This is a genomic window from Desulfosporosinus sp. FKB, from assembly GCF_002196705.1.
Classification (GTDB): domain Bacteria; phylum Bacillota; class Desulfitobacteriia; order Desulfitobacteriales; family Desulfitobacteriaceae; genus Desulfosporosinus.
Genome location: NZ_NADJ01000029.1, coordinates 1 through 23,223 on the forward strand (window position 1 = coordinate 1; position 23,223 = coordinate 23,223).

Annotated in this window: 18 protein-coding genes and 1 tRNA gene; 15 read left to right on the forward strand and 4 right to left on the reverse strand. The window is 37.8% G+C overall.

Annotated features, from left to right (window positions below; all coding sequences use genetic code 11):
- Nucleotides 1–108: 108 nt before the first annotated feature.
- Together B5Y67_RS08980 and B5Y67_RS08985 are read right to left on the reverse strand one after the other, a co-directional pair.
- A complete protein-coding gene (locus B5Y67_RS08980; protein ID WP_088226117.1) occupies nucleotides 109–876 on the reverse strand; it encodes a DnaA N-terminal domain-containing protein in 768 nt (255 codons plus the stop codon).
- A 429-nt stretch (nucleotides 877–1,305) separates the two neighbouring features.
- On the reverse strand, nucleotides 1,306–2,115 hold the full coding sequence (locus B5Y67_RS08985; protein ID WP_088226118.1) for a hypothetical protein: 810 nt from the start codon (nucleotides 2,113–2,115) through the stop codon (nucleotides 1,306–1,308).
- 329 nt (nucleotides 2,116–2,444) lie between these two features.
- Here B5Y67_RS08985 and B5Y67_RS08990 point away from each other — a divergent pair, with 329 nt between their 5' ends.
- The 7 genes from B5Y67_RS08990 to herA all read left to right on the forward strand — a co-directional run bounded on the left by B5Y67_RS08990 (nucleotide 2,445) and on the right by herA (nucleotide 10,493).
- The gene (locus B5Y67_RS08990; protein ID WP_088226186.1) at nucleotides 2,445–3,062 is read left to right on the forward strand and encodes a recombinase family protein; all 618 of its coding nucleotides are present in this window, start codon (nucleotides 2,445–2,447) and stop codon (nucleotides 3,060–3,062) included.
- Between the two features lie 510 nt (nucleotides 3,063–3,572).
- A complete protein-coding gene (locus B5Y67_RS09000) occupies nucleotides 3,573–4,106 on the forward strand; it encodes a hypothetical protein (RefSeq protein ID WP_088226120.1) in 534 nt (177 codons plus the stop codon).
- Nucleotides 4,107–4,158: 52 nt separating this feature from the next.
- Nucleotides 4,159–5,097: a hypothetical protein gene (locus B5Y67_RS09005; protein WP_088226121.1), complete on the forward strand. Its 939-nt coding sequence runs from the start codon at nucleotides 4,159–4,161 to the stop codon at nucleotides 5,095–5,097.
- 837 nt (nucleotides 5,098–5,934) lie between these two features.
- The gene (locus B5Y67_RS09010) at nucleotides 5,935–7,029 is read left to right on the forward strand and encodes a hypothetical protein (RefSeq protein ID WP_088226122.1); all 1,095 of its coding nucleotides are present in this window, start codon (nucleotides 5,935–5,937) and stop codon (nucleotides 7,027–7,029) included.
- A 474-nt stretch (nucleotides 7,030–7,503) separates the two neighbouring features.
- Nucleotides 7,504–8,715, forward strand: coding sequence for a DUF4297 family anti-phage-associated protein (locus B5Y67_RS09020; RefSeq protein ID WP_088226188.1), 1,212 nt, complete (start codon nucleotides 7,504–7,506; stop codon nucleotides 8,713–8,715).
- Nucleotides 8,716–8,841, forward strand: coding sequence for a hypothetical protein (locus B5Y67_RS26180; RefSeq protein ID WP_282432769.1), 126 nt, complete (start codon nucleotides 8,716–8,718; stop codon nucleotides 8,839–8,841).
- 2 nt (nucleotides 8,842–8,843) lie between these two features.
- The gene (gene herA / locus B5Y67_RS09025) at nucleotides 8,844–10,493 is read left to right on the forward strand and encodes an anti-phage-associated helicase HerA (RefSeq protein ID WP_207652412.1); all 1,650 of its coding nucleotides are present in this window, start codon (nucleotides 8,844–8,846) and stop codon (nucleotides 10,491–10,493) included.
- 44 nt (nucleotides 10,494–10,537) lie between these two features.
- Here herA and B5Y67_RS09030 read toward each other — a convergent pair whose 3' ends face one another.
- Both B5Y67_RS09030 and B5Y67_RS09035 read right to left on the reverse strand, forming a co-directional pair.
- Nucleotides 10,538–11,509, reverse strand: a complete 972-nt coding sequence (locus B5Y67_RS09030) for a tyrosine-type recombinase/integrase (protein ID WP_088226124.1) — start codon at nucleotides 11,507–11,509, stop codon at nucleotides 10,538–10,540.
- 158 nt (nucleotides 11,510–11,667) lie between these two features.
- Nucleotides 11,668–11,754: transfer RNA gene (locus B5Y67_RS09035), tRNA-Leu, on the reverse strand.
- A gap of 337 nt (nucleotides 11,755–12,091) precedes the next feature.
- Here B5Y67_RS09035 and B5Y67_RS09040 point away from each other — a divergent pair.
- The 8 genes from B5Y67_RS09040 (at nucleotide 12,092) to ygfK (ending at nucleotide 22,965) form a co-directional block, all read left to right on the forward strand.
- Nucleotides 12,092–13,000, forward strand: a complete 909-nt coding sequence (locus tag B5Y67_RS09040; protein ID WP_088226125.1) for a DMT family transporter — start codon at nucleotides 12,092–12,094, stop codon at nucleotides 12,998–13,000.
- A 30-nt stretch (nucleotides 13,001–13,030) separates the two neighbouring features.
- A complete protein-coding gene (locus B5Y67_RS09045) occupies nucleotides 13,031–13,591 on the forward strand; it encodes a UbiX family flavin prenyltransferase (protein WP_088226126.1) in 561 nt (186 codons plus the stop codon).
- Nucleotides 13,592–13,636: 45 nt separating this feature from the next.
- Nucleotides 13,637–13,918: a DUF1294 domain-containing protein gene (locus B5Y67_RS09050; RefSeq protein ID WP_088226127.1), complete on the forward strand. Its 282-nt coding sequence runs from the start codon at nucleotides 13,637–13,639 to the stop codon at nucleotides 13,916–13,918.
- Between the two features lie 72 nt (nucleotides 13,919–13,990).
- Nucleotides 13,991–15,763 carry a sigma 54-interacting transcriptional regulator gene (locus B5Y67_RS09055; RefSeq protein ID WP_088226128.1) on the forward strand — a complete coding sequence of 591 codons (1,773 nt, stop codon included), beginning with the start codon at nucleotides 13,991–13,993 and terminating at the stop codon, nucleotides 15,761–15,763.
- A gap of 358 nt (nucleotides 15,764–16,121) precedes the next feature.
- Complete coding sequence (gene xdhA / locus B5Y67_RS09060) at nucleotides 16,122–18,485, forward strand: xanthine dehydrogenase molybdenum-binding subunit XdhA (protein ID WP_088226129.1); 2,364 nt, start codon at nucleotides 16,122–16,124, stop codon at nucleotides 18,483–18,485.
- A gap of 13 nt (nucleotides 18,486–18,498) precedes the next feature.
- On the forward strand, nucleotides 18,499–19,380 hold the full coding sequence (gene xdhB, locus B5Y67_RS09065) for a xanthine dehydrogenase FAD-binding subunit XdhB (RefSeq protein WP_088226130.1): 882 nt from the start codon (nucleotides 18,499–18,501) through the stop codon (nucleotides 19,378–19,380).
- Nucleotides 19,373–19,903: a xanthine dehydrogenase subunit XdhC gene (xdhC, locus tag B5Y67_RS09070; RefSeq protein ID WP_088226131.1), complete on the forward strand. Its 531-nt coding sequence runs from the start codon at nucleotides 19,373–19,375 to the stop codon at nucleotides 19,901–19,903. The genes xdhB and xdhC overlap by 8 nt, the downstream gene beginning before the upstream one ends.
- Before the next feature lie 2 nt (nucleotides 19,904–19,905).
- The gene (gene ygfK, locus B5Y67_RS09075; RefSeq protein WP_088226132.1) at nucleotides 19,906–22,965 is read left to right on the forward strand and encodes a putative selenate reductase subunit YgfK; all 3,060 of its coding nucleotides are present in this window, start codon (nucleotides 19,906–19,908) and stop codon (nucleotides 22,963–22,965) included.
- Nucleotides 22,966–23,223: the final 258 nt, after the last annotated feature.

Consider the following 23,223-nt stretch of genomic DNA (forward strand, 5'->3'; position numbering starts at 1 on the left):
TGCCATACTTAATTTCTCTGAATTGAGTATTTTATGCAAGTTCTATCCGTGATAAGTTCTTTTGGTAAGTTAGCAATTCTATGAAAACAAGAGGAAAACAACGAAAAATTAAATTAATATAGGGAGAAAATGATTATTAGTTGTCTCGTTACTGAGGTTAGTCTCCTTGTCACTGAATTTAACTATAATTCCCTCCACTGTAGAGTCGATGGATAGTACCATTTCTATGATGGCCTTTTTATACCGACTTTCTAACCAAGCTTGATAAAATTCGTTAGGACAGGTTAATACTAAATTATTGCCATCTACGCTTGGAACTAAAGGGGCAATCCAATTCTCGTATGCTGCGGCTGAATAAAGTGACTGTAATTGTTTGGATGCTTTTTGCCATACATCTATAAGGAGATCAGTAGACTCGTTTTTCTGTAATACTTTGCCGTGATCTGAGTCCATTTGAGTCTGCCCAATGGATTGGCAGTCATCAAAGATTGCCATGCTAGCCTCTTGTTCACTTAGCCTTGTGAGGGATAGAGTGTTCTCTATGAAGAAGATCAATTTTTTGGAATATTCTATGTCACAATCTAGAATATACGTAACATGGATATTCTCATTTTCGTTTTTTAAACTTAATATAATGATATGCCCCTTATAGTGAAACCCCAAAGATTCAGGAATAGTGCCAATTCTTAAGTTAGTGTCTAATTTATCTATTGTGGATTGAGTACTTGTTTCAAATCCAGCTTCTCTGCGATGCAAAAAAATACGACTGTCTGAAGTGGGCATGTCGCAGAACCTAGCCAGTTTCAGGGCAAATTGTTTTAGCTGACCCGAAGAAAAGATTTTATATTTGTAATCAAACATGACTTCAGTACGCATTGACCCCTACCCCCAAAATTCAAGAATGTCTACCCTATATATTCCGCTCTATAGGTTTGAAACCCCTTTCTGAGTTTGATAAGATGCCCCTTGCCTTTTTATATGAAAGTTTTTGATTTAATAAGTACAAAAAATTATTCAGGTTGTAAGTCTTGGGTCAATATAGCTGAAACAAGGTGCGTGAAATAATTATCCCTTTCCACATGATCGTTTAGATAATCATTCTAATCATATGAAAGGATAATTTTATCTTTATGGAAGCATGGCCTGCGTATTCCGGCGTATCCGGACAGTGATTCTAGAGCCATCCGGATACTACCGGAATTAGTGTCCGGATGGCTCCGAAATATGCATATGGCCTTTCTAGAAAAGATTAATACAAATAAGGTGTAGCCAAAACGGTTACACCCTATTTGTTCTCCTAAGGAATTAGTTCTGAACTGCGGTTAATATTCCGTTGTCAAGATACAAATAGCCACCATTATCATAAACCCATTGCTCATGAGTGCCAAAGGTAGTTACAGTTCTATTTATTTTATTTGGTTTTCCCCAAGCGGAATCCAATATTTCTTGTGCTGTCATTCCGATCTTTACGCCTCGTGTTTTTGCTAAGGCTTTAGCTTTAGCATCTGTTTCTGCCTGAGCTTTAGCATCTGCTGCCGCTTGAGCTTTGGCTTCAGCATCTAAATCAGCTTGATACTGCTGTAAGAGTGCTTTTGCAGTTTCGTTAGAAGAGTCAAATTTTAAAACTAAATTTATCTCGTTAATTGCCGTGTCATAATCTTGATTACTTGAGGCTGCTTTAGCATCTGCAAATTTTCCATTAATATAAAGTTTACTGCACTCTGCAATTTTGTCTTTAGCAGAACTGAACCTTTTTGAATCTTGAGGAATTACCTCTTTAAATGCATCATAAGCCTCTAAATAATTTTTATTGTTTAGTTGATTCATCCCCTCTTGATATTTGTCTGAGGAAAGTTTTAAACTATTGGCTAATTTAAGTTTTTCTTGTACAGAATCATCTGTTTTATAGGAAAGTGCGGCTTTATAGTGTTCTATTGCATCTGAATAATTCTCAGCCTTAAAACTTTTGTCACCTTCCGTTATATTTGAGTTAAAATCCCTATAATTACTCGCCCATAAAATAAGTGCAATACAAATACATGAAAATATAATTGCCCCTAACTGGAGCTTTCTTTTAGAGAAATTACTATTGCTTAGGAGCCTCTTAAGTGACATTTTCTAACGCATCCTTTCAGATATTTATATATCATTCACTATATCACCAGATATAATAATAATTTGTCAAAATTCATCGAATCACTGAAAATGACTTTAGCTTATTTAGAACATTATTTAACTTTGTCTATAAATCAATTGATTTCGCATACAATAAAGGGGGCGTTTTTATAAAGTGAAATCCCCCTAGTATTAGGCATGTTAAAAGGTAATCCAGATACAATGATATGTCTACGAAATATAAATATGATTACATAGACATGCGATAAAAATTGTGATAATATTTGTTTAGAAGGAGTTGGTACTTCGTGACAAATATTATAGGCTATATGAGAGTTTCAACTAAGGATAGACAAACAACAGATAGACAGGAGTTAACTCTTAAAGATTATGCCAAAAGAAATGGATTTACATTTGATAAGTTGGTTAGTGATAAAGTAAGTGGTACAATCAAAGCAAATAATAGGTTTGAATACGCTAAGATTAAAGAGAATATGCGGAGTGGAGACATACTGGTTCTCACTGACCTAGATAGACTTGGCAGAAATGCCGATGATGTAATTCGAGAGCTTAAGGAACTAAAAGCCAATAACATTAAAGTTGTTGCTTTAGATATGCCATATCTGAATGAGTGGAACAGGGTTAATGATAATTCAATGTTTGATATGGTCATAGATATTGTCATAACGATTAAAGCACATATGGCTCAGCAAGAGAGAGAAAAGATAGTTTCTAGGATTAATCAAGGTTTAGCAGTTGCCAAAGAGAGAGGGAAAAAGCTAGGCAGACCAAGGGTTACGTTACCAGATAATTTTGTAAAGGAATATAAGAAGTTTTCAAATGGAGAATACGGTAAAATGACAGCTTCAGGATTCGCCAAGATGTTAGGTATTGGCAGAGCAACGCTCTATAAATATATCGAAATATATAAGTCTGTGGTGGATTGATCCTTCATTTTTTCTAGAATTTCTGTTGACGATATGGATGGGGCGATAAAACACTACTTTTCATAGCCTTAAATAAAAAAAAGAAGGAGTGTATCTACTCACAGGAAAAGGAAATATTCAAATTTTAAGTTATTCTAAACTACATATCTTAGAAAATCGAAAAGTTGATCACCCAATGATTATCGTCAGGTTCGGTAGCTACTTATTTCTTATTTCTCATCATACTAAAGGTAGTGATTTTCTTCTCAAAGGCGAGGCTAATCATTTTTCTTTAATTGTATTTGGTGGAGTGTAGTTTATTGAACGAAAAACAAAAATTAATAAAACACACCCCCCACTTCTTTGATGATAGGGATTATTACAATATTTTTACAGCATTCTTTTGGATCTTTTAACGTAAAAATGAAGGAAAAATAGAAACATATAGTAATAGTAACTCAAATGAAATTGATTTAGCCGTTTTACTTATTGCAGTTTGAATATCTTTTATAGAATAGAGGATGTGACAGGATGAGTTCAGATCAAGTACAATGGATACAAGCCATTGCAGCTGTAGTTCAAGCGATTGCTGCAATAATGATTATAGGGGTTACGTATCATCTAACTCAAAAAAGTGTTGAAATATCAAAACAGCAAAAAGAAATTTCTGAGTCCTTGTTTAATAATGCTAGTGAAATGGATGATCAAATTAGAAAAAAAGTTAGTATAGTACTTCAGTTAAAATTAATTGAAATTGAGGATTCTCTGCGTACTTTCACAAACCAAGCAAATTGTCTTGGTATTGTAAATCTAGATATAGACGTAGATATTAGTACCGAAATGCTAATTAAATACCTATCTGTAAAGCAGTATAAAGAATTTTTAGATGTTCTAAAAGATTTTAGTTTTTTACGCAAGGGTTTTAGAGAATCATCATCTGGTTGTGGTTATTTCATACCAGATGAAGCACATAGTAATGCTAATCGAATTATTGATACGACAAGAAGATTAAAATTTGAGTTGGCAAAAATCATAGATATTGACTCAGGAATGAATTTTATGTAACTCTAAGTTAGAATTTGGGTAATTAGATTATAGGAAAGGTGCATCAATAGTTTTGGATGAGAGCTTACGGAATATTATAGAACAAGTAGTACGTGCGGAAATTGCCAAAGATTTAAGTGAATTACTTAAAGAATGCCTTTGTGTATTAGAGTCAAAAAATGCTAATAAAAGAGAATTCATTAGTGTTCTTAATGAGAGATTGACAAATATTGGAGGAGTCCATAGGCTTGATACACTATTGAGTAGTAATACACATATTTTACAAAATGTTTATGTGCATGATTACAAAGTAGCACCAGTAATTTATGTGTCTCATAGGCTCATTTCAAGCAATAAAATTCGAGACTATAAAGTTACACTACATAAATTAATAGATATGTTTGACAATGAATTTAATGAACCTAAGACAGTGGGCTTAAAGAAAGATCAGGTTAATAACGTTTTACATTTTCTTCAATCCGAGTATAGAATTTTTGACATTATAACATGCAAAACAGACCTAGAAATATTTCTTTTTAATAACTCACACAAACAATTCAATTCGTTCTGTGAAGTATTTTACGATGAAAAGGAGCCAGAAACTTATCACAAAAGGTTTATATTTACCTTTGCCTCTCGATCTGAAGAACATGACCCATATCAAGTGTTGATTCATGAGATTGGACATGCATTACAAGTCGCATTAACCCATCAAGGTATGATGACACCAGACTCCTTTATTGAAATGAATAAAGAACTTGATGTTTATCTGGAAAACAATACAGTTGTGTCTGCAGAGGTATTTGCAGACATATTTTCTGTTGTAGTAATGAATAACTCATACTTTGCTGTCCATAATGATCTAATCAGAATTTTCCCACCTGAAGTCTTGGATTTATTCAAGTGTTATTTTAAAATGCTATTTGAATATGCTCTTGAGAATAAAGAAGTGCTAAAAACCAAAAAGTTGGATATAATTTGGGCTAACTCTGGAAAGCCCCCGAAAAGTTGACCCATGTGACTTCCAAAAAACGGACTCCCTTTGGCACTTTTTTGATTAGAGTCAGTTTTTAGCTTGAAACAAAGAGATAATTTAAAAATGAAAATCTCTAAATGAATCGAAATTACCTTCAGCAAGTTCCTGTTTTGCCCTAATTGCTTGTTCCTTATCCTAGTCGATTTTAACCACTTCAAAAGTGTCATTGATGTACTTTCAAAGCTTTTCTGCACCTTTTCATCGATGTATTTAACAAAATCTAAAAGTACTTCTTTAGTATCCTTCGCATTCATGATATGCCTCCTTGCTTGAAACTATTGGCTATTATATTCTTGCACTTATCACAGAAACCCTTATTGAATGAAATTGGTTTAGTACGGACGGGGGTACTTTACATATATCGGAATTATCTTCCAGAGCAATAAAGACATAGTTGTTCTGTATCAATCGGCAATTTATTTGATGACTTGCGATTGTATCGGAACGTAAAGTTTAAATTACTAAATAAATACTAAATAAAATGTGCGAGAGGATTGTCAGTAAGACCAAAGGGTTAAAAATATAAAGCCTTAGATAATAAATATCGAAATCTATGCTCAAGAGAGGCGTACAGTACGTCTTTTTTGTTTTTATATAAAAATTGGAAGGACTTTTGTGTAAAAAGCAGAATTTTGTAGAGAGATGGATTTGTGCTTTATTATACGAAATTGATACTGGGGATATTGAAGAGTCGTGATTTGGCAACAGGGAGGTAATATCACAGATCAATTATTCAAGTGTATAACTCATAGGCAAGAAAAAAGAGGTAGTCAGATTTGAGAAAATTACTAACATATTGGAATTTAAAAATTTATGAAATTACAAAATCCAAGTAAAGGGAAACTACTTCAATATCGAAAAGGAAAATACTTTTCAACGAGAGGAATGGTCGTTTTGGACTTATCTAATAATTTTGAGAAAGTCGAAGGAATAGAACGACAAAAAAATAAGGAGAAATTCAAAGAGTTTATTATAAAGATTAGAAGTTTATCGAAAAAATATAAAATATTTTTTGCAATATTTATATCTGTTTTGGTATCCATACCAATTATTATTTATTACAATAACATTAGACTATTTAATTCATATGTAACAAAAGGTAATACATATATGTCAAATAGCCAATATTCAGAAGCAAAAGCATCCTTTGTATTGGCTTTAAAATATCATTCTGATAATTTAATTTTAGAAAAATTAAATTTGGCTAATTTTAATTTGAATGTCGTAAAAGGTAATACCTATATGTCAAGTGAACAATATTTAAATGCCGAATCCTCGTTTGAATTAGCTTTAAAATATCACTCTGATAATTCCATTTTAGAAAAACATGATTTAGCTGAAGCATTAGCAAATTCATTAAACTGCTATAATCAAGGTATAATCCATTACAAAGATAATGATTTTTTAAATGCTTCTTTATTGTTTAGTTCTGTTTCGCCAAAAGATACAAAAAGATATTCCGATGCACAATCAAGATTACAAGATAGTAAACGGAAATTTTTTGAAAGTATTAACAATATAGCAAATCAGGGTGACTATACTGATGCAATTTCTCAATTAACAAAATCGTCTTCTGATTTATATGCTAACTTATTTACTAACGATAAATTAGAAATAGAACAATTAGAAAAGCAATATCAATCAGATGCAGATCTAAAATCAAATACTGAAGCTGAAGCGAGGGCTAAAGATCAAGCAAAAGAAGAAACAGATGCAAAAGCTCTAGAAAAGACACAAGGGGTGCGAATAGGAATGACTGAACAAGAAGTATTGGATTCTTCTTGGGGAAAACCTCAAAAAACAAACAAAACGATAACAGCATATGGAACTACTGAGCAATGGGTTTATGCTGACGGTAATGGATATTTATATTTTGATAATGGAATTTTGACTGCTGTGCAAAATTAAATAAATTTCTTTAGGACACAGAGTTTATTTCTATTTTAAATTCAAAATCGAATAAGATTATCAAGCAAAAAGCCAAGGCGTTAAAATATAACACTTTGGCTTCATTCATTTAACTAATATATATAGAAATTGAGGTGATTCTATGTTAGCAACAACTTATTTAACTGTATTCAAAATTTTAAAGAATATTACGATGTAACGGAGAGAATGTTGTTGTGATCTCTGAAATCTAGGAGTTTAAAAGCTGTATAGACTACTAGAAGGTCATTAATGCCTTCTGGAATGATTTCAAATATTTGCATTAAGGCAGGGATATTTAGGAAACTTGTTGAATTATAGGTTAGAGTAATATTTGCATACATAAATCCCTTAACCATAGGTTAGGTCACTTATATACGGGGCTATTAGGAAATTGCATTAATGATTAGAGAGTCAATTCATTATAATAAGTTGGGTACGATGGGTGGGTATTTAGTGAAAGATAGAGCAGCTATTAATACAATTAAAGGTTATTTTTATCAATTTGATTATTCGATCCTAAAAATACTTGAATTACGTAATGATGCAGATTCAATAACTGTTGAAGGAATTGAAGATGTAGATATATCTGAGTTGGAGGGTAATACAGCAATTCAGTGTAAATATTATGCAAACACTGAATACAATCACTCTGAAATAGCACTGTCTATTAGATTTATGTTAAAAGATTTTAAAGGACGTAAGGATATTGGAACTGCCGCCATTAATTATAAATTGTATGGCTATTATCAAAAAGGGCAAGAAAAATTGCCAAATTCAATAACGGTAGATTTCTTAAAAAAACATTTTTTAACGTTTACTCATAACAAAGCTAAAATACTCTATTATCAAGATTTGAAGATAGCTGATGTTGAACTTGAAGACTTCTTAAAACACTTACAAATAGAAATAAATGCTGAAGAATTCTCTCAACAAATTGAAAATATTCTTCAAATACTTCAAGTACGATTTAAGTGCTCAAAATTCGAGGCTGAACATTATTATTATAATAATGCGTTGAAGATAATTAAAGAATTTGCCATTCGGCAAGATATTAGGGATCGAAGAATATTTAAAAAGGAATTCATTGATTTGATCGACAAGAGGGAAATTTTGTTTAATAAATGGTTTTATTTCTTTAGAGGTCAAAAAGAGGTCTTTAAAAAATTAAGGAAGGAATATTTTTCTGATTTTAATGTATTGCCATTTGAAAGATTTTTTCTGATTGAGGTGGATAAATCAAATTATTCTAGAGTCGAGCTGAAAGATATACTTCGCTTAATTTCAGATAAATGGTCAAAGTTATCAAAACGAACCCCAAATCCTTTTTGCCCATATATATATATTCATGATTTAGAGCGTGATGAATTAGTAAATTTGAAAACAGATTTACACCAAGAAGGGTTTAATTTTATTGATGGTTTTCCTTTTAATGGGGCACCCTTTGATTCTAAAGTGATCCTTAAGTCTGCAGATTATCATAACCAAATAAAAATAAAAATGATTGACAAATTAGATTATATAAATTTGATATTAGACGAAATAAATAAAACAAAAGAAGTTTATCAATTTTATAAAGATAAGCCATATTTTGAATTAAATAATCCCAAGATTAAGCATGTAAAAATTCAAAATTTCCATATAAAAAACCTAAAGGAGATTATATAAATGGAAGAATTAATTAAAATGAATGCAGAAGTTATATCTGTCTTTCCTAACAAAATTAGAATTGTTGTTGATAATCTGGAAGAATTTAAGTTAGAAGATGAGGCCTTGAAGTCGGGTCGTATCTAAGAGTGGCAGATAATGATAATTCTGTGCTCATTGCTATTATCGAAAATTTTTCGATTGAAGTTACAAATGAGGGGAAAAGAGATTATATTATAGAAGCAACACCTCTGGGATTAATAAGAGACGGCAAATTTATTAGGGGGGGAGATACGATAGCGATTCCTCCCAAAAAAGTCGAACCTGCAACTAAAGCAGATATTGAAAAAATATATAATGAGTCGATCGATATACCAGAACAGTTTGTTTTCTCAACATTATCATCAAATAAAGATATTAAAATTCCAGTCGACGGGAATAAATTCTTCAATAAACATATTTCGGTAATTGGTTCTACTGGCTCTGGAAAATCACATACAGTTGCAACGATTATTCAGAAAGCTGTTAATGCCAAAGATGGACAGTTTTCTTTAAACAATTCCCATATAATAATATTTGATATACATTCAGAATATAAAGCATCATTTCCTGATGCTAATGTGATTAACATTGATAACTTGATTTTGCCTTATTGGCTTTTGAATAATGAAGAACTTGAAGAAATATTGCTTGATACAGGTGAACGTGATAATTATAATCAATCTTCAATATTCCGAACACTGGTCACTGAAAATAAGAAGAAGCATAATCCCACTAACGAGAAAATATTTTATGATACGCCAGTTTTTTTTGATATTAATGAAATCGTTTATGCAATAAATAATTACAAGAATGAAACTGAAAATGCTAAATGTTCGGGACGTTTTATGATAAACGATGGAACATATAATTTATTGCCAGATGGAAAAACCAATGAAAGTTTAGGAATTAAATTAACAAATGAACAACGTATTAGTAAATATTTTGAAGAAGAATATACTTTTTTTCCTACTAAAGCTCAAAGTATAACAAAAGGTGATTATGCCGATGGCACTTTGGATAAATTTTCTATAAGGCTACAATCCAAGGTATCTGATAAAAGACTAGACTTTTTGTTTGGAAAGAAATCCAAAATTCGTTCATTTGAAGAGACTTTACAAAAACTTATGGGCTTTTGTACGGGTGATTTCCGGAACGTTACAGTAATTGATTTAAGTGGTATACCATTTGAAGTTTTGAGTATCACAGTCTCGTTAATATCAAGAATGATATTTGAATATGGTTATTACTATAAACGTTTGAGATGCAAAAAAAATCCAAAAGAAAAAATTAATAATGATGTTCCAATTCTTTTGGTTTATGAAGAAGCCCATAAATATGTCCCTAGGAGTGAATTGACAAAATATCGAGCATCTCAAAAAGCAATTGAAAGAATCGCTAAAGAAGGAAGAAAATATGGTGTGACTTTGCTTTTGGCAAGCCAAAGACCATCGGAAATCTCAGAAACAATTTTCTCCCAATGTAGTAATTTTATTGCTATGAGATTAACGAATCCTAATGATCAAGGATATGTTAAAAAGTTATTACCTGACACATTGGGGAATCTTATTGATAAACTGCCATCACTTAGAGCGGGCGAAGCACTACTGATCGGTGAGGCAGTTATACTACCATCAGTTGTCCAAATTGACGAATGTGAACTGCCACCATCATCTAGTGATATTCCATATTGGGATTTGTGGAAAGAAGAATGGAGAATTATTAATTTAAGTGAAATAAAAGACGAATGGTATGAATAAATATATTGGATATTAAAAAGAGTGTACTAGCACTCTCATTAATCTCAAAATTCCATATTATCTAATGGACTGTATTTTTGAAATTCTTCTAGTTTATCATCTGATGACCAATATAAATATTTCTCAACCGTCTCAATCGTTCTATGTCCTAATTGTTCTCTGAGCGAGGCCGTAGACCCTCCATTTTTAAGGTAATTGATTGCATAGGTATGTCTAAAAGTATGTGGACTAACCCTGATTCTAGGGTCAATATTAGCTTGCTTACCATATTCCCTGAAATTAGCCTGAATAGTATTGTCTGCAAGTTTTTTACTATCATGATTCTGAAAAAGAAAATCAAAGGGTTTTGCATTGGAAAGACATAAGCGAATGAAACGTTGTAACTCGGGTTTGATCTTTTTAGCCATTCCTACAATTCTCGGAGTCCTGTTTTTACTTTCTCGAATGAGTATTCTATTATTTTTAAAGTCAACATCAGAAATGGTTAGATTAAGACATTCACTGATTCTCATTCCAGTCGATAAAAGCATAAGCATCATGCAATAATCCCTGTATCCTGCATGTCGGGACTTATCAGGCTGTTTAAGAAGGTTTTGGATATCTTCGCTTGAAAAAGGTATAATTGGTTTCTGGTCAACTTTACCCTTTTTAATTCTTGCCATAGGATGATCTTTAATAACGTCTTGCTCAATAAGGTAATTGAAAAAGGGTCTTATTGATGCAATTGCAGAATTGAGTGTGGCTTGATTATTATCTTTGGCTTTACGCATGTAAGTTAGAAATCCCCTAATATCTCTTTCTACGATTTCGTTTACTAATAATGAGTGTTGATTTTCTTCTAAATATCTTTTGAGATATCCCAAATAAAAGCGATAACCTTCAACAGTACCTTGAGTCAGATTTCGTTCTTCACAATGATTGAGATAATCATCAAATTGAATTGAGTAGTCGGTAGGTACAATAATCTTTCTTGATTTCCGTTTGGCAGGGGTAACAATTGCTGATTTTCTAGCCATAATGAACAACCTTTCCTTTGTTGTTTCCTGCTAGACTTTTCATTAAATATGGGCATTTTCCTAGAAATCTAGTGCGGTTCAATGTGCCGAATCTAGTGCATACCCTGAAAAAACAAAAAAGACAAATTGATTTCTCAATTTGCCCTTAAACCCTTATTTGGTGCGGTCGAGAGGACTTGAACCTCCATGCCCTTGCGAGCACTAGAACCTGAATCTAGCGCGTCTGCCAGTTCCGCCACGACCGCGTAACATTGATTATTATAGGAGATGACATTCATCTTGTCAACCTATTTTGTAAATATTTTTTAGTAGCGTTCACCATTGTTCACACCCAACGCTTCTGTATTCAGTATAATGAAACTTAAATATTTCGCGTTCTGATTTTCTATGGTACAATTATGGCTTAAAGAATAAGTTATCGAAGGTTTCAATATAATCATGAATTAACTTTGTAAGATCTTATTATGAAAAGTTACAACTAGGAAACGTTGTACCTAGTCTTCTAGGAAAAAGAGTAGACCCCGGCATCATAAACAATTATGCCAGGGGTCTTTAGTATAGAGAGGGAAGAGAGAGTTTCTTATGAGGAATCGGTCAACGGGAGATTTTCCGGAGTGGGTGATCTGGGGAGTTGTTTTAGTATGGGGAGCAAACTATGTTGTTGGGAAATGGGGAATGGCTGGATTTGATCCTCTGTCGTTTACTGTGCTTCGCTTTGTAGGAGCATCTCCTATCCTTCTTCTGCTTTTATATGCTCTGGAAAAAAATATACGAGTTGAATTAAAGGATTGTTGGAGTTTAGCTCTAATAGGTTTAGTAGGAGTTACGATCTATCAGACGTTGTTTATGGCTGCCGTAAAATATGCGACTGCGACAAATGCTTCCTTGATGTTAGCGGTTTCTCCGGTTTTTACGGCTATATTTGCTTGGCTGGCGGGACAAGAACGTTTGAGTTCAAGAGGGCGAAGAGGGAGTGCCTTGTCAATAGTGGGAGTGGTTTTTGTTCTATTATTTGGAACAAATAAATTAGCCCTCGGTTGGGAAGTATTGCGAGGAGATCTTATTGCCTTGTTGTCTTCCTGTATCTGGGGGTTATATCCTGTGCTTGCCAAACGCATGCTAAGTAAGTATTCTGCCTTGAAAACGATTACTTTCTCCTCTCTCTTTGGAACCATTTTTCTTTTGATTGTTGGTCTAAAAGGTGTTACCGAGTTATCCTGGTCAACAATCCCCTTTTCAGCATGGGGTTCGGTGCTGTTTTCAACGCTCCTCGTCACAGCTTATGGCCTGGTGGTTTGGTATTATGCCATAAACAGGATTGGAGTGAATCGAGTGATGGCTTATATGTATGCTGTTCCCGCTGTTGCCGTCATCACGGCTGCTCTGATTCTTAAAGAAAGGATTCATCTTTTGCAGGTTGTGGGAGCAGTCATTATTTTCGGGGGAATTCGTCTTATACGCAAAGATAAGATTTTGATGATAGAGGATTAGAGATTGAGGATTAGACTATAGGAGGGCATCATGACTAAACGGATCATTGTGGGAATAACCGGAGCAAGTGGCTCAATCTATGCACTGACCCTGATTAAGGTTCTGGCGTTAATGGAATGGCAGGTTGAGTTGGTTATGACGTCGACGGGCGAAAAAGTATTGACCTTTGAGACGGGGTCTGATCGCCAGAGCTTACCTGAGAATGTTCATATCCATGAAAATACGAATTTGTTTTCCTCTCTGGCAAGCGGTTCTTATCGAACTCATGGGATGGTTGTTATTCCCTGTTCGATGAATACTTTAGGTTTAATGGCAACCGGCACAGGAGATCATCTCTTAGCACGTGCGGCCCAGGTAACGTTGAAAGAACGTCGACCTTTTGTGGTTGTGCCGCGTGAAATGCCCTACAACATTATTCACTTAGAAAATATGCTGCGGCTGGCAAGAGCTGGAGCGACAATTATGCCTGCTTCACCGGGCTTTTATCATCATCCTCAGGAGATTCAGGATTTAGTGAACCATGTGGTTGGCCGAGTGTTGGATCAGTTTGGAGTAGATCATACTTTATTTGAACGTTGGAACGGCGTCTAGAAAGCTGTTAGACATCAAGATATCGGTGAAAGGGGAGACCAAAAATTGCTTCCTATTAAATATGTCATTTTGATTTATTTTCTTTGGAATTGTTATGTTTTTATTACCATGGGAAGAGATAAGAAAAAGGCAAAATTGGGATGCTGGAGGATTCCGGAAGCAACCTTGCTCTGGATGGGGGCATTTGGCGGAGTGGGACTGTTTGTTGGCATGAAGTATTTTCACCACAAAACCTCTCATCCCAAATTTCTCGTTGCTGCGCCTGTATTTGTGATTTTAAATACAGCTGTTCTGGGTTTCCTGATTTACAAGCATATTATTGCCTAAGTCTAAATGATTGATCGATTCACTGTTTCGATTGGGGATAGAAAATCGAAAAAGCTAATGGGGGTTAATCACATGGTTGAACTGATCGATGTGAAAGATTATGCTCAGCAGATTGCTGAAGCAATCGCGACTGTTGTGAAAATAGATATCGAAATAGCCGATAAAAAGTTAATTCGTATTGCCGGAACGGGTCGCTATCATAAAGGAGTCGGGCAATCTATGGACCGACAAGGGTATGTGTATCGTGAAGTTCTTCGCACAGGTCATCAGTTTGTCATTGAAACCCCGGGTATCCATCCTCTATGTGGTCCTTGTATGGCTCGTGGCAATTGTTCGGAGAAGTATGAGGTGGTATCGCCAATTAATGTTGATGGTAAGGCAGTGGGTGCTATTGGAATGATCTGTTTTACGGAAGTACAGGCCAAACTAATAGCCGAGAATCAACATTCATATCTCATTTTTCTAACAAAAATGGCAGAGACGATTGCCTTAAAACTTAAAGAACAGGAATTTTTGGCGGGACTCGTTTCGGCAAACCATTATTTGAATTCAATTATCGATTGTTTGGATGAGGGGCTGCTTACAACAGATCTTGACGGAACGATACTTCATTTTAACCAGGCAGCCCAAGGCCTTTTCAGTGCAAATCTGCTTCATCCCAGCAGTCGTTTAGACTCCCTCTTTCCTCCACAGATCGTTGCGGAGATTCTAACGGTTGGAAAAAGTGCGGAAGATGTTGTTGAGCGAGAAGTATATATTGAGTCTAAGAAAAATCGGCAGCACATGCTTTTGCGGGCGTTGCCTATGGAAGGCGAAGACGGGGTTAAAAGTCTTGCTGTGATTCTTCGGCCCTTCGACGAAATCAGTCGCATTGTTCATCGCTTGAGTTCCCGGGAGATCGGTTATTCAATCCAAGATATCCTGGGAGAGAGCGCGTGCATGTGTCAAATTCGAGAACAGGCCAGAGTCGTCGCAGAGAGTAAGTCGACAGTTATAATTCGGGGAGAGAGTGGAACTGGGAAGGAGATGCTGGCTCGGTCGATTCACAATCTTAGTCCGAGACACCAAGGCATGTTTATGGCTATCAATTGTACAGCCATTCCTGAAAATTTACTGGAAAGTGAACTTTTTGGTTATGAAGATGGTGCCTTTACCGGAGCCCGCAAAGGCGGGAAGATTGGTAAAATTGAATTAGCCAATAAAGGAACCGTATTTCTGGATGAAATCGGGGATATGCCTCTTTATTTACAGGCTAAGATTCTACGAGTTCTCCAAGAACGAAAGATCGAACGCATCGGCGGTATCACGGCAAGTCCTGTTGATGTAAGGATCATAGCGGCCACCCATCGTAATTTGGAAGAAATGATGGCTAAAGGGGAATTCCGGGAGGATTTATATTATCGGATCAATGTCATTCCTATGCATATCAAGCCTTTGCGGGAGAGGAAAGAAGACCTGCCGATTTTGATTAAGCACTTTATCCAAGTATATAATCAGCAATTGAATAAAAATGTTCATGACCTATCGGAGGGTTTTCGCCAGAGACTCCAGGGCTATGCTTTTCCTGGTAATGTTCGCGAGTTACAAAACATTATCGAGTATGCTATGAATCTAGCGGAGGATTCAAGATTAACGGAAGACCATTTGCCTGTAAGAATGAAACAAGCAGAATTACGGGAAGAAAATCAAGATCGGTTTAATTTAGAGAGGATTGAACGGGAAACTATTCTTCGCTGTTACCGGATGACTGAGGGAGGGGCTAGAGGGAAAGAAAAGGCAGCTAAAGCTTTAGGGATTGGCCTGGCAACGTTATATCGCAAGTTAGCGCGTTACAATATTGAATAACTTAAGTAAAATGATGCTTTCAGGGAATACTGACAAGAGGAATACTTTTTTGTAGGTGTAATTTCTCAAAATGATAATAAATTATATTTTTGATAAGTCTTTAAATGCCGTCATTTAAAGGTGTGTTGCTTTCTTTTTATCATTTTGAGAATTAGTATTCATTATATTTTTTTGTCTTTTCGTAAAAACTCCGTAAAAATGCTATTTTTCAGAGATTTTTGTTATCTGGCATGAATATTGCACTGATAGATAAGAGAGGGGATGGCTAATTTTACTTGTCGGTAAAGAATATACTATGTCTTGTCTTCACTTGTAAGATTGTGATTTAAAATAAATGTTTTGGGATGGAGGGGTAAAATTGGCTTACGATGTTGTAGGAAAAAGTGTCAGTAGAGTTGACGCTGTCGCTAAGGTAACCGGCAAGGCCAGATATACGGATGATTTTTCGGAACGGGATATGTTAGTTGCCAAAATCTTGCATAGTCCTCATGCTCATGCCGTTGTCAAATCGATCGATGTAAGTGAGGCTAAATCTTTGCCGGGTGTTGAAGCGGTAATAACATATAAAGATTTACCACACATCAAGTTTTCCACCGCTTTACCTGGGGTTATGAACGATGTTTTAGATGATGAACAAGAGGTGGATTTGCCTTTGTTTGCCACCGCTGGACATCCTTATTCTTTAGACCCGGGGCATCGGGATAAAGAGGACCGATTTATTTTAGCTAAGAAGGCTCGTTATGTCGGAGATGCTATTGCAGCAGTTGTTGCTGTGGATGCAGTTGTTGCTGCTAAAGCTTTAAAATTAATTCAGGTTGAATATGAAGTCCTTGAGGCATTGATAACCCCTGAAGCGGCTATGCGTGAAGGCGCCCCTCGAATTCATGAGGAGAGTGAGGGAAACGTTCTCTCTACGGGAGGCGGCTTTGAACGGGGTGATATGGAGGCTGCATTGCAAGAGTCGGATTATGTTTTTGAGGGAGAGTACGAGACAAGTATCGTTCAACATTGTCATCTTGAACTTCAGACGTCCCATGCTTATGTGGATGCGGATGGCCGAATCGTGATTGTTACCTCGACTCAAATTCCCCAGATTGTACGGCGTATTGTAGCACAATCTCTGGGTTTGCCCTGGGGAAAAGTTAGAGTTATCAAGCCTTATATCGGCGGCGGTTTTGGCAATAAGCAAGATGTTTGTTATGAACCTTTGAATGCGGCCCTGACTCTCGCCGTCGGTGGTCGGCCTGTTAAATTGGAACTTTCCCGGGAGGAAGGAATGGTTGATACTCGAACACGTCATGCCTTCAAATTTAAGATTAAAACTGGTGTCAATGAAGATGGAACAATTAATGCTATTCAAATTTCTGCAATTTCCAATACTGGAGCTTATGCCTCCCACGGAAGTTCAATTGCCGGGAGCGGAGGAAGCAAGTTCCGTTATCTTTATCCTGTGAAAGCCATGAAATACTCGCCGGTCACGGTCTATACAAATTTGCCTGTGGCAGGTGCTATGCGCGGCTATGGAACTCCGCAGATCTTTTTTGCCTTCGAGTCTCATATTGAAGATATTGCCAAAAGGCTTAACCTGGATCCTATCGAAGTGCGCCGAAAAAACTTAGTGGATGTTGGTTATGTTGAACCATTCAGCAAAAATAAAGTTCTCAGCTGCGGAATTCGCGAATGTATTGACAAAGGTAAGGAGCTTATCCGTTGGGATGAAAAGAAGGAACGTTACAAAAATCAGACGGGAGATATACGCCGTGGGGTAGGAATGGCCTGTTTCAGCTATGCTTCGGGAACTTATCCTGTCGCTTTGGAACTTGCAGCTGCCCGCATTGTCCTTAATCAGGACGGCTCAGTTCAGCTTCAGCTTGGTGCTACGGAAATAGGCCAAGGTAGTGATACGGTATTTGCTCAAATGACAGCGGAAATTTTGGGACTCCCGGTGTCTATGGTACATGTAATTTCTCAACAAGATACGGATATTTCTCCCTTTGATACGGGTTCCTACGCTTCGCGTCAAACCTATGTCAGTGGGATGGCGGTTGAAAAAGCTGCTTTAGAAGTCAAGAGCAAAATCTTAGCTTTCGCGCAAAAAATTACCGATCTACCTGCGCATATTTTGAATCTTAAAGACCAGATGATCGTCTATAAACATTCGGGGGAATCGGTCCTGCCTCTCTGGGAAGTTGCCATGCAGTCCTTTTATGATCGGGTCAATGCCCAGCCGATAACGAGCGATGTTTCCAATAATGCCCGAATTAATGCCGTACCCTTTGGTGTAACCTTTGCTGAGGTAGAAGTGGATCTTAAAACAGGAAAGATAAAAGTTTTGGAAATCTACAACGTTCATGATTCAGGTAAAATTGTTAATCCCCAGCTGGCGGCGGGACAGGTCCATGGCGGTGTGAGCATGGCCATAGGATATGCTTTGTCCGAGCAATTGCTTTTTGATGAAACAACAGGGAAACCTTTGAATAATAATTTGCTGGACTACAAACTTCCCACCATCATGGATACGCCGGAGATTGGCGCTGCCTTTGTGGAGATCGAAGATCCGACCGGGCCCTTTGGGGTAAAAGCTTTGGGAGAACCTCCGGTTATTTCCCCGGCTCCGGCTATTCGCAATGCGGTTTTAGACGCTACAGGCGTTGCCTTCAATCGCATACCGATGAATCCCCAACGAGTCTTTGAGAGTTTTAAAAAGGCTGGATTATTATAAAGGCGGTGAAATGATGTACGACATTAGAGGATATTACGAGGCGGAAACAGTTCGCGAAGCAACGGAACTTCTTGGGGCGAATCCAAAGCTTAAAATTATTGCCGGCGGAACGGATGTGCTTGTAAAGATGCATGGCGGGCAGCTGGAAGACGCCGAGTTGTTAAGCATTCGCAAGATACAAGAGTTGAGGGATATTCGCAAATTGGAGAATGGGACGATTGCTATTGGTCCGATGGCAGCGTTTACTAACGTATTTAATGATCAAATCATGAAGAAGCATGTTCCTATTCTTACAGAAGCGGCGATCTCTATGGGGGGGCCGCAGATCAGGAATATTGCTACTATCGGCGGAAATGTCTGCAATGGGGCAACCTCAGCCGACAGTGCCTCATCCTTGTTTGCCCTTAATGCTCACTTAAAATTGCAGAACCTCCAAGGGGAACGGGTGATTCCCATTCAGGAATTCTATCTCGGACCCGGCAAGGTCGACTTAAAGCCTGGGGAAGTTCTTACAGATATCCTTATCTATCCGGAAGATTATCAGGGGTTTGGAGGACAGTATATTAAATTTGCTATGCGGGAGGCTATGGATATCGCCACACTTGGAGTTGCTGTTCTCTGTAAGTTGGATTCCGGTAACTTCAGTGAGATTCGTATCGGGCTGGGCGTCGCTGGGCCGACACCTTTGCGCTGTGTGGAAGCGGAAGATTTTGCTCGCGGGAAGAAAATTTCTCCGGAAACAATTGAGGAAATAAGCAAATTAGCTGTCAAATCAGCCAAGGCCCGAACTTCCTGGAGAGCTTCCAAAGAGTATCGTGAACATTTGGTGGAGGAATTGACTCAAAGGGCTTTGCAGACGGCTATTGTGAGGGCGGGAGGTGTAGATCTTGTTTAAAAGGATTTCATTTACGGTTAATGGGAAATCGTATACCTTGGAAGTTGATGTCCGTATGTCTCTGCTGGAACTTTTGCGAAATCAGCTGGGGTATACCGGCGCTAAACAAGGGTGCAGCGTCGGCGAATGCGGGGCCTGCAGTGTTTTGATTGATGGGACTCCTTATGACTCTTGCATTTATTTAGCTGTTTGGGCGGATGGTAAAGCTATCACAACTATCGAAGGGGTAGCCGCTAAGAATGGGGAACTTTCTAAGGTTCAGAAAGCCTTTATTGAGGAAGGTGCTGTCCAGTGCGGTTTTTGCACGCCTGGACTTATCTTAACCACTACAGCTATGACAGAAAGCGGTAAAGACTACACTCGTGAGGAAGTTAAGCGGGAACTTTCGGGGCATTTATGCCGCTGTACAGGGTATCAAAATATTCTTAAGGCAGCGGAAAAGTCTTTGGAAGGACATATTTGTACATGTGTGGACAGCCCTCATTATAAGCAGCAACAAGAACAACTTAAGGGGAGACAATAATTATGAGCGATAAAATGGCTTTGATTCCTTTTCGACAATTGCTTCTTTGGGTTATGGAGGAATATAAGCACAGCGGGATGGTATTTGGTATTCCGGAAGAGAAATTCATCAAAAAAACTAACGATCATTATATGGAGTTGTTTGGGGAAGCCATCGCTACTCCTGTCGGACCGGCAGCTGGACCGCACTCTCAATTGGCTCAAAACATTATTGCTTCTTATATGAGCGGAAGTCGTTTCTTCGAGCTTAAATCTGTTCAGATTATGGATGAGTTAGAAATTGCCAAGCCTTGTATTTCCGCCGAAGACGAGTGCTATAATACAGAATGGTCAACAGAACTTCCGATTATGGGTGCTTTTGCGGAATATGTGAAAGCTTGGTTCATCTTGCACGTTATACAAAAAGAGTTCTTTAAACAATCTGAGCGGCGCTTTATGTTTAATATGAGTGTTGGCTATGACTTGAAGGGTATTCAGTCGCCTAAAGTTGATGAGTTTATCGAAGGTTTGAAAGATGCAGCAAAAACGAAGATTTTCCAGGAATGTCAAGACGTCTTGCGGGAAGAATTAGGACTTTTCCAACATGTGGACCGCACCTTTGTGGATCAGATCTCTCCGCAGATATGCAACTCCATCACCCTATCGACGATGCACGGATGCCCGCCAACTGAAATTGAGGCGATTATTCGGTATCTAATTAGCGAGAAGAAGCTCCATACCTTTGTAAAAATGAATCCCACGTTATTAGGCTATAAGTATGTGCGTAATACCTTTGACAAGATGGGGTATGACTATATTCAATTAAAAGAAGCATCATTTACTCATGATTTGCAATTTGGCGATGGTGTAGAAATGTTAAAGCGGCTGAAACTTTTTGCTGCGGACAATAAGAAAGACTTTGGCGTTAAACTATCAAATACTTTGCCAGTGAGGATAACTCGGGATGAGCTGCCGGGAGAAGAAATGTATATGTCCGGTCGAGCTCTCTATCCCTTAACAATTAATTTGGCTTATAAACTTGCGACTGAATTTGATGGGGAGCTTAAAATTTCCTATTCCGGCGGTGCGGACGCTTTTAATATTGAGCGTATCTTTGCTGCAGGGATTCGCCCTATAACAGTAGCTACAACACTGCTCAAACCAGGTGGTTACCAACGGTTCAAACAATTAGCTGAACTTCTGGAACCGCTTTTGGATAATCAAGAATCAAGCCGCTTAGATATGAAGAAGCTTAAAGCCTTAGCGGAAAGCGCTTTTGATGATGCCAATCATATCAAGGAGTCTCGGGATATGCTCAGCAGGAAAACTTCTCTCAAATTGCCGCTTCTAGATTGCTTTATTGCACCCTGTGAAAAGGGATGCCCTATCGAACAAGACGTTCCCGAGTACTTGCGCCTGGTCGGCGAAAAACGTTATGAGGAAGCCTTTGACGTTATTGTCTCTAAAAATCCGCTGCCTTTTACTACGGGAACGATTTGTACACACACCTGTATGACGAAGTGCACTCGCCTGGACTACGATGAATCGGTGCATATCCGAGGCCAGAAACTTGTGGCGGCTGAAAAAGGATATGCTGGTTATATGCAAAAAGTTTCCAAAGGCCAACCCCAGTCAAAGGCTAGTGTCGCTGTGATCGGTGCGGGACCGGCAGGACTTTCGGCAGCTTACTTCTTAGCCAAGGCAGGTATGAATGTCACAGTCTTTGATAAGCGTGAAAAGGCTGGAGGAACAGTTGAATTTGTTATTCCGGATTTTCGGATATCCCGTGAGGCGATTAAGAAGGATATAGAACTTATTGAGTCTATGGGGGTTAAGTTTAAATTTGGAGTCAACCCGAATGTTTCGGTGGCTGATTATAAGGCACAAGGGTTTAATTATGTCGTTTTAGCCATAGGGGCAGGAAGAACAAATGCTTTAGCGATCCAAGGCGATATGGAGCGTATCCGCGGAGCTATTCCTTTCTTGGAAGCCTTTAATACGGATCGCCAAGGGTTGAATCTTGGCAAGAGGGTGGCAGTAGTCGGAGGCGGAAATTCAGCTATGGACGCTGCACGAGCAGCCCTTAGGGTTCAGGGAGTCGAAGAAGTCTCCATCGTCTATCGTCGGACGAAAGATTACATGCCTGCTGACGAGGAGGAATTGGCCTATGCTCAAAAGGATGGCGTGATCTTTAAGGAGCTTCTGGCTCCGGTATCTTTAAGCGGCGGGGTTCTTAAGTGCCAAGTTATGGAGTTAGGGCCGGCCGATGCTTCCGGACGACGGAGCCCGGTTCCGCGGGAAGGGATTTATGAAGAGCTTCCGGTTGACACTGTCTTGTCGGCAATCGGCGAGCTGATTGATTTTGATCTCTTGAAGACGAATGGGATTGAAGTTGGAGAAAAGGGGAAAATCAAGGTTAATGAAGAGACATTAGAAACGAACGTCGAGAATGTCTTTATCGGCGGGGACGCCCTGGCCGGTCCTTGGACTGTGGTTGGCGCTATTTCTCATGGTACAAAAATTGCTAAGGCGATCCTTACCAAAGAACATCTGGAGTTCAGTCAGGAATTTGCTTCCAGGATTTCCTTCGATAAGGATAAACAATTGCTTGAAGTTCGGACAAAAAAAGCAGTTCTGCAGCCGGTCTTTGACGGAGAAGAAGAAACTGAACGCTGCCTGGAATGCAATTATATCTGCAATATTTGTTCCGAGGTATGCCCGAACCGTGCTAATTTAATGATTCCGGTGGAAGGTGAAGGACTAACGAATCGCAATCAAATTCTCCATGTTGATGGCATGTGTAATGAGTGCGGCAATTGTGAGACCTTCTGTCCTTATGATGATGCGCCGTATAAAGTGAAGCTGACGTTATATTGGAGTGAAAAGGAATTTGCAGATTCCTTGAATACTGGCTTTGTAATCCTTAAGGGAGGGAATGAATCTGTCGTTAAACTTCGACTAAAGGGAGAAGTCATGGAAGTGGCTTTTGATCAAACCGGGCGTACAGATGCTCCTATCGATGGTTCCCTTGCGGCCTTTATGTGGACAGTTATTCAACAATATCCTTATCTGTATAAAGTTTAATTTTAGGGACATATATAAAGGGGTCGAACAATTTGTTGGACCTCTTTATGTAAATACCTCAAGATTAAGCCTCGATAAAAGAGCTGGGTAGTCTTATCAATATGATAATTGTCTTATCGATTTGACATGGTTTCTTTACTAGGCATAGAGAAAGAGATGACCATAAAACCTTATCACTTTGATAAAGATATGTTTTCTAATCTCTGATAAGTAAGGCAAATGTCGGATAAAATAAGGTATTATCAGATTGGCACGAAT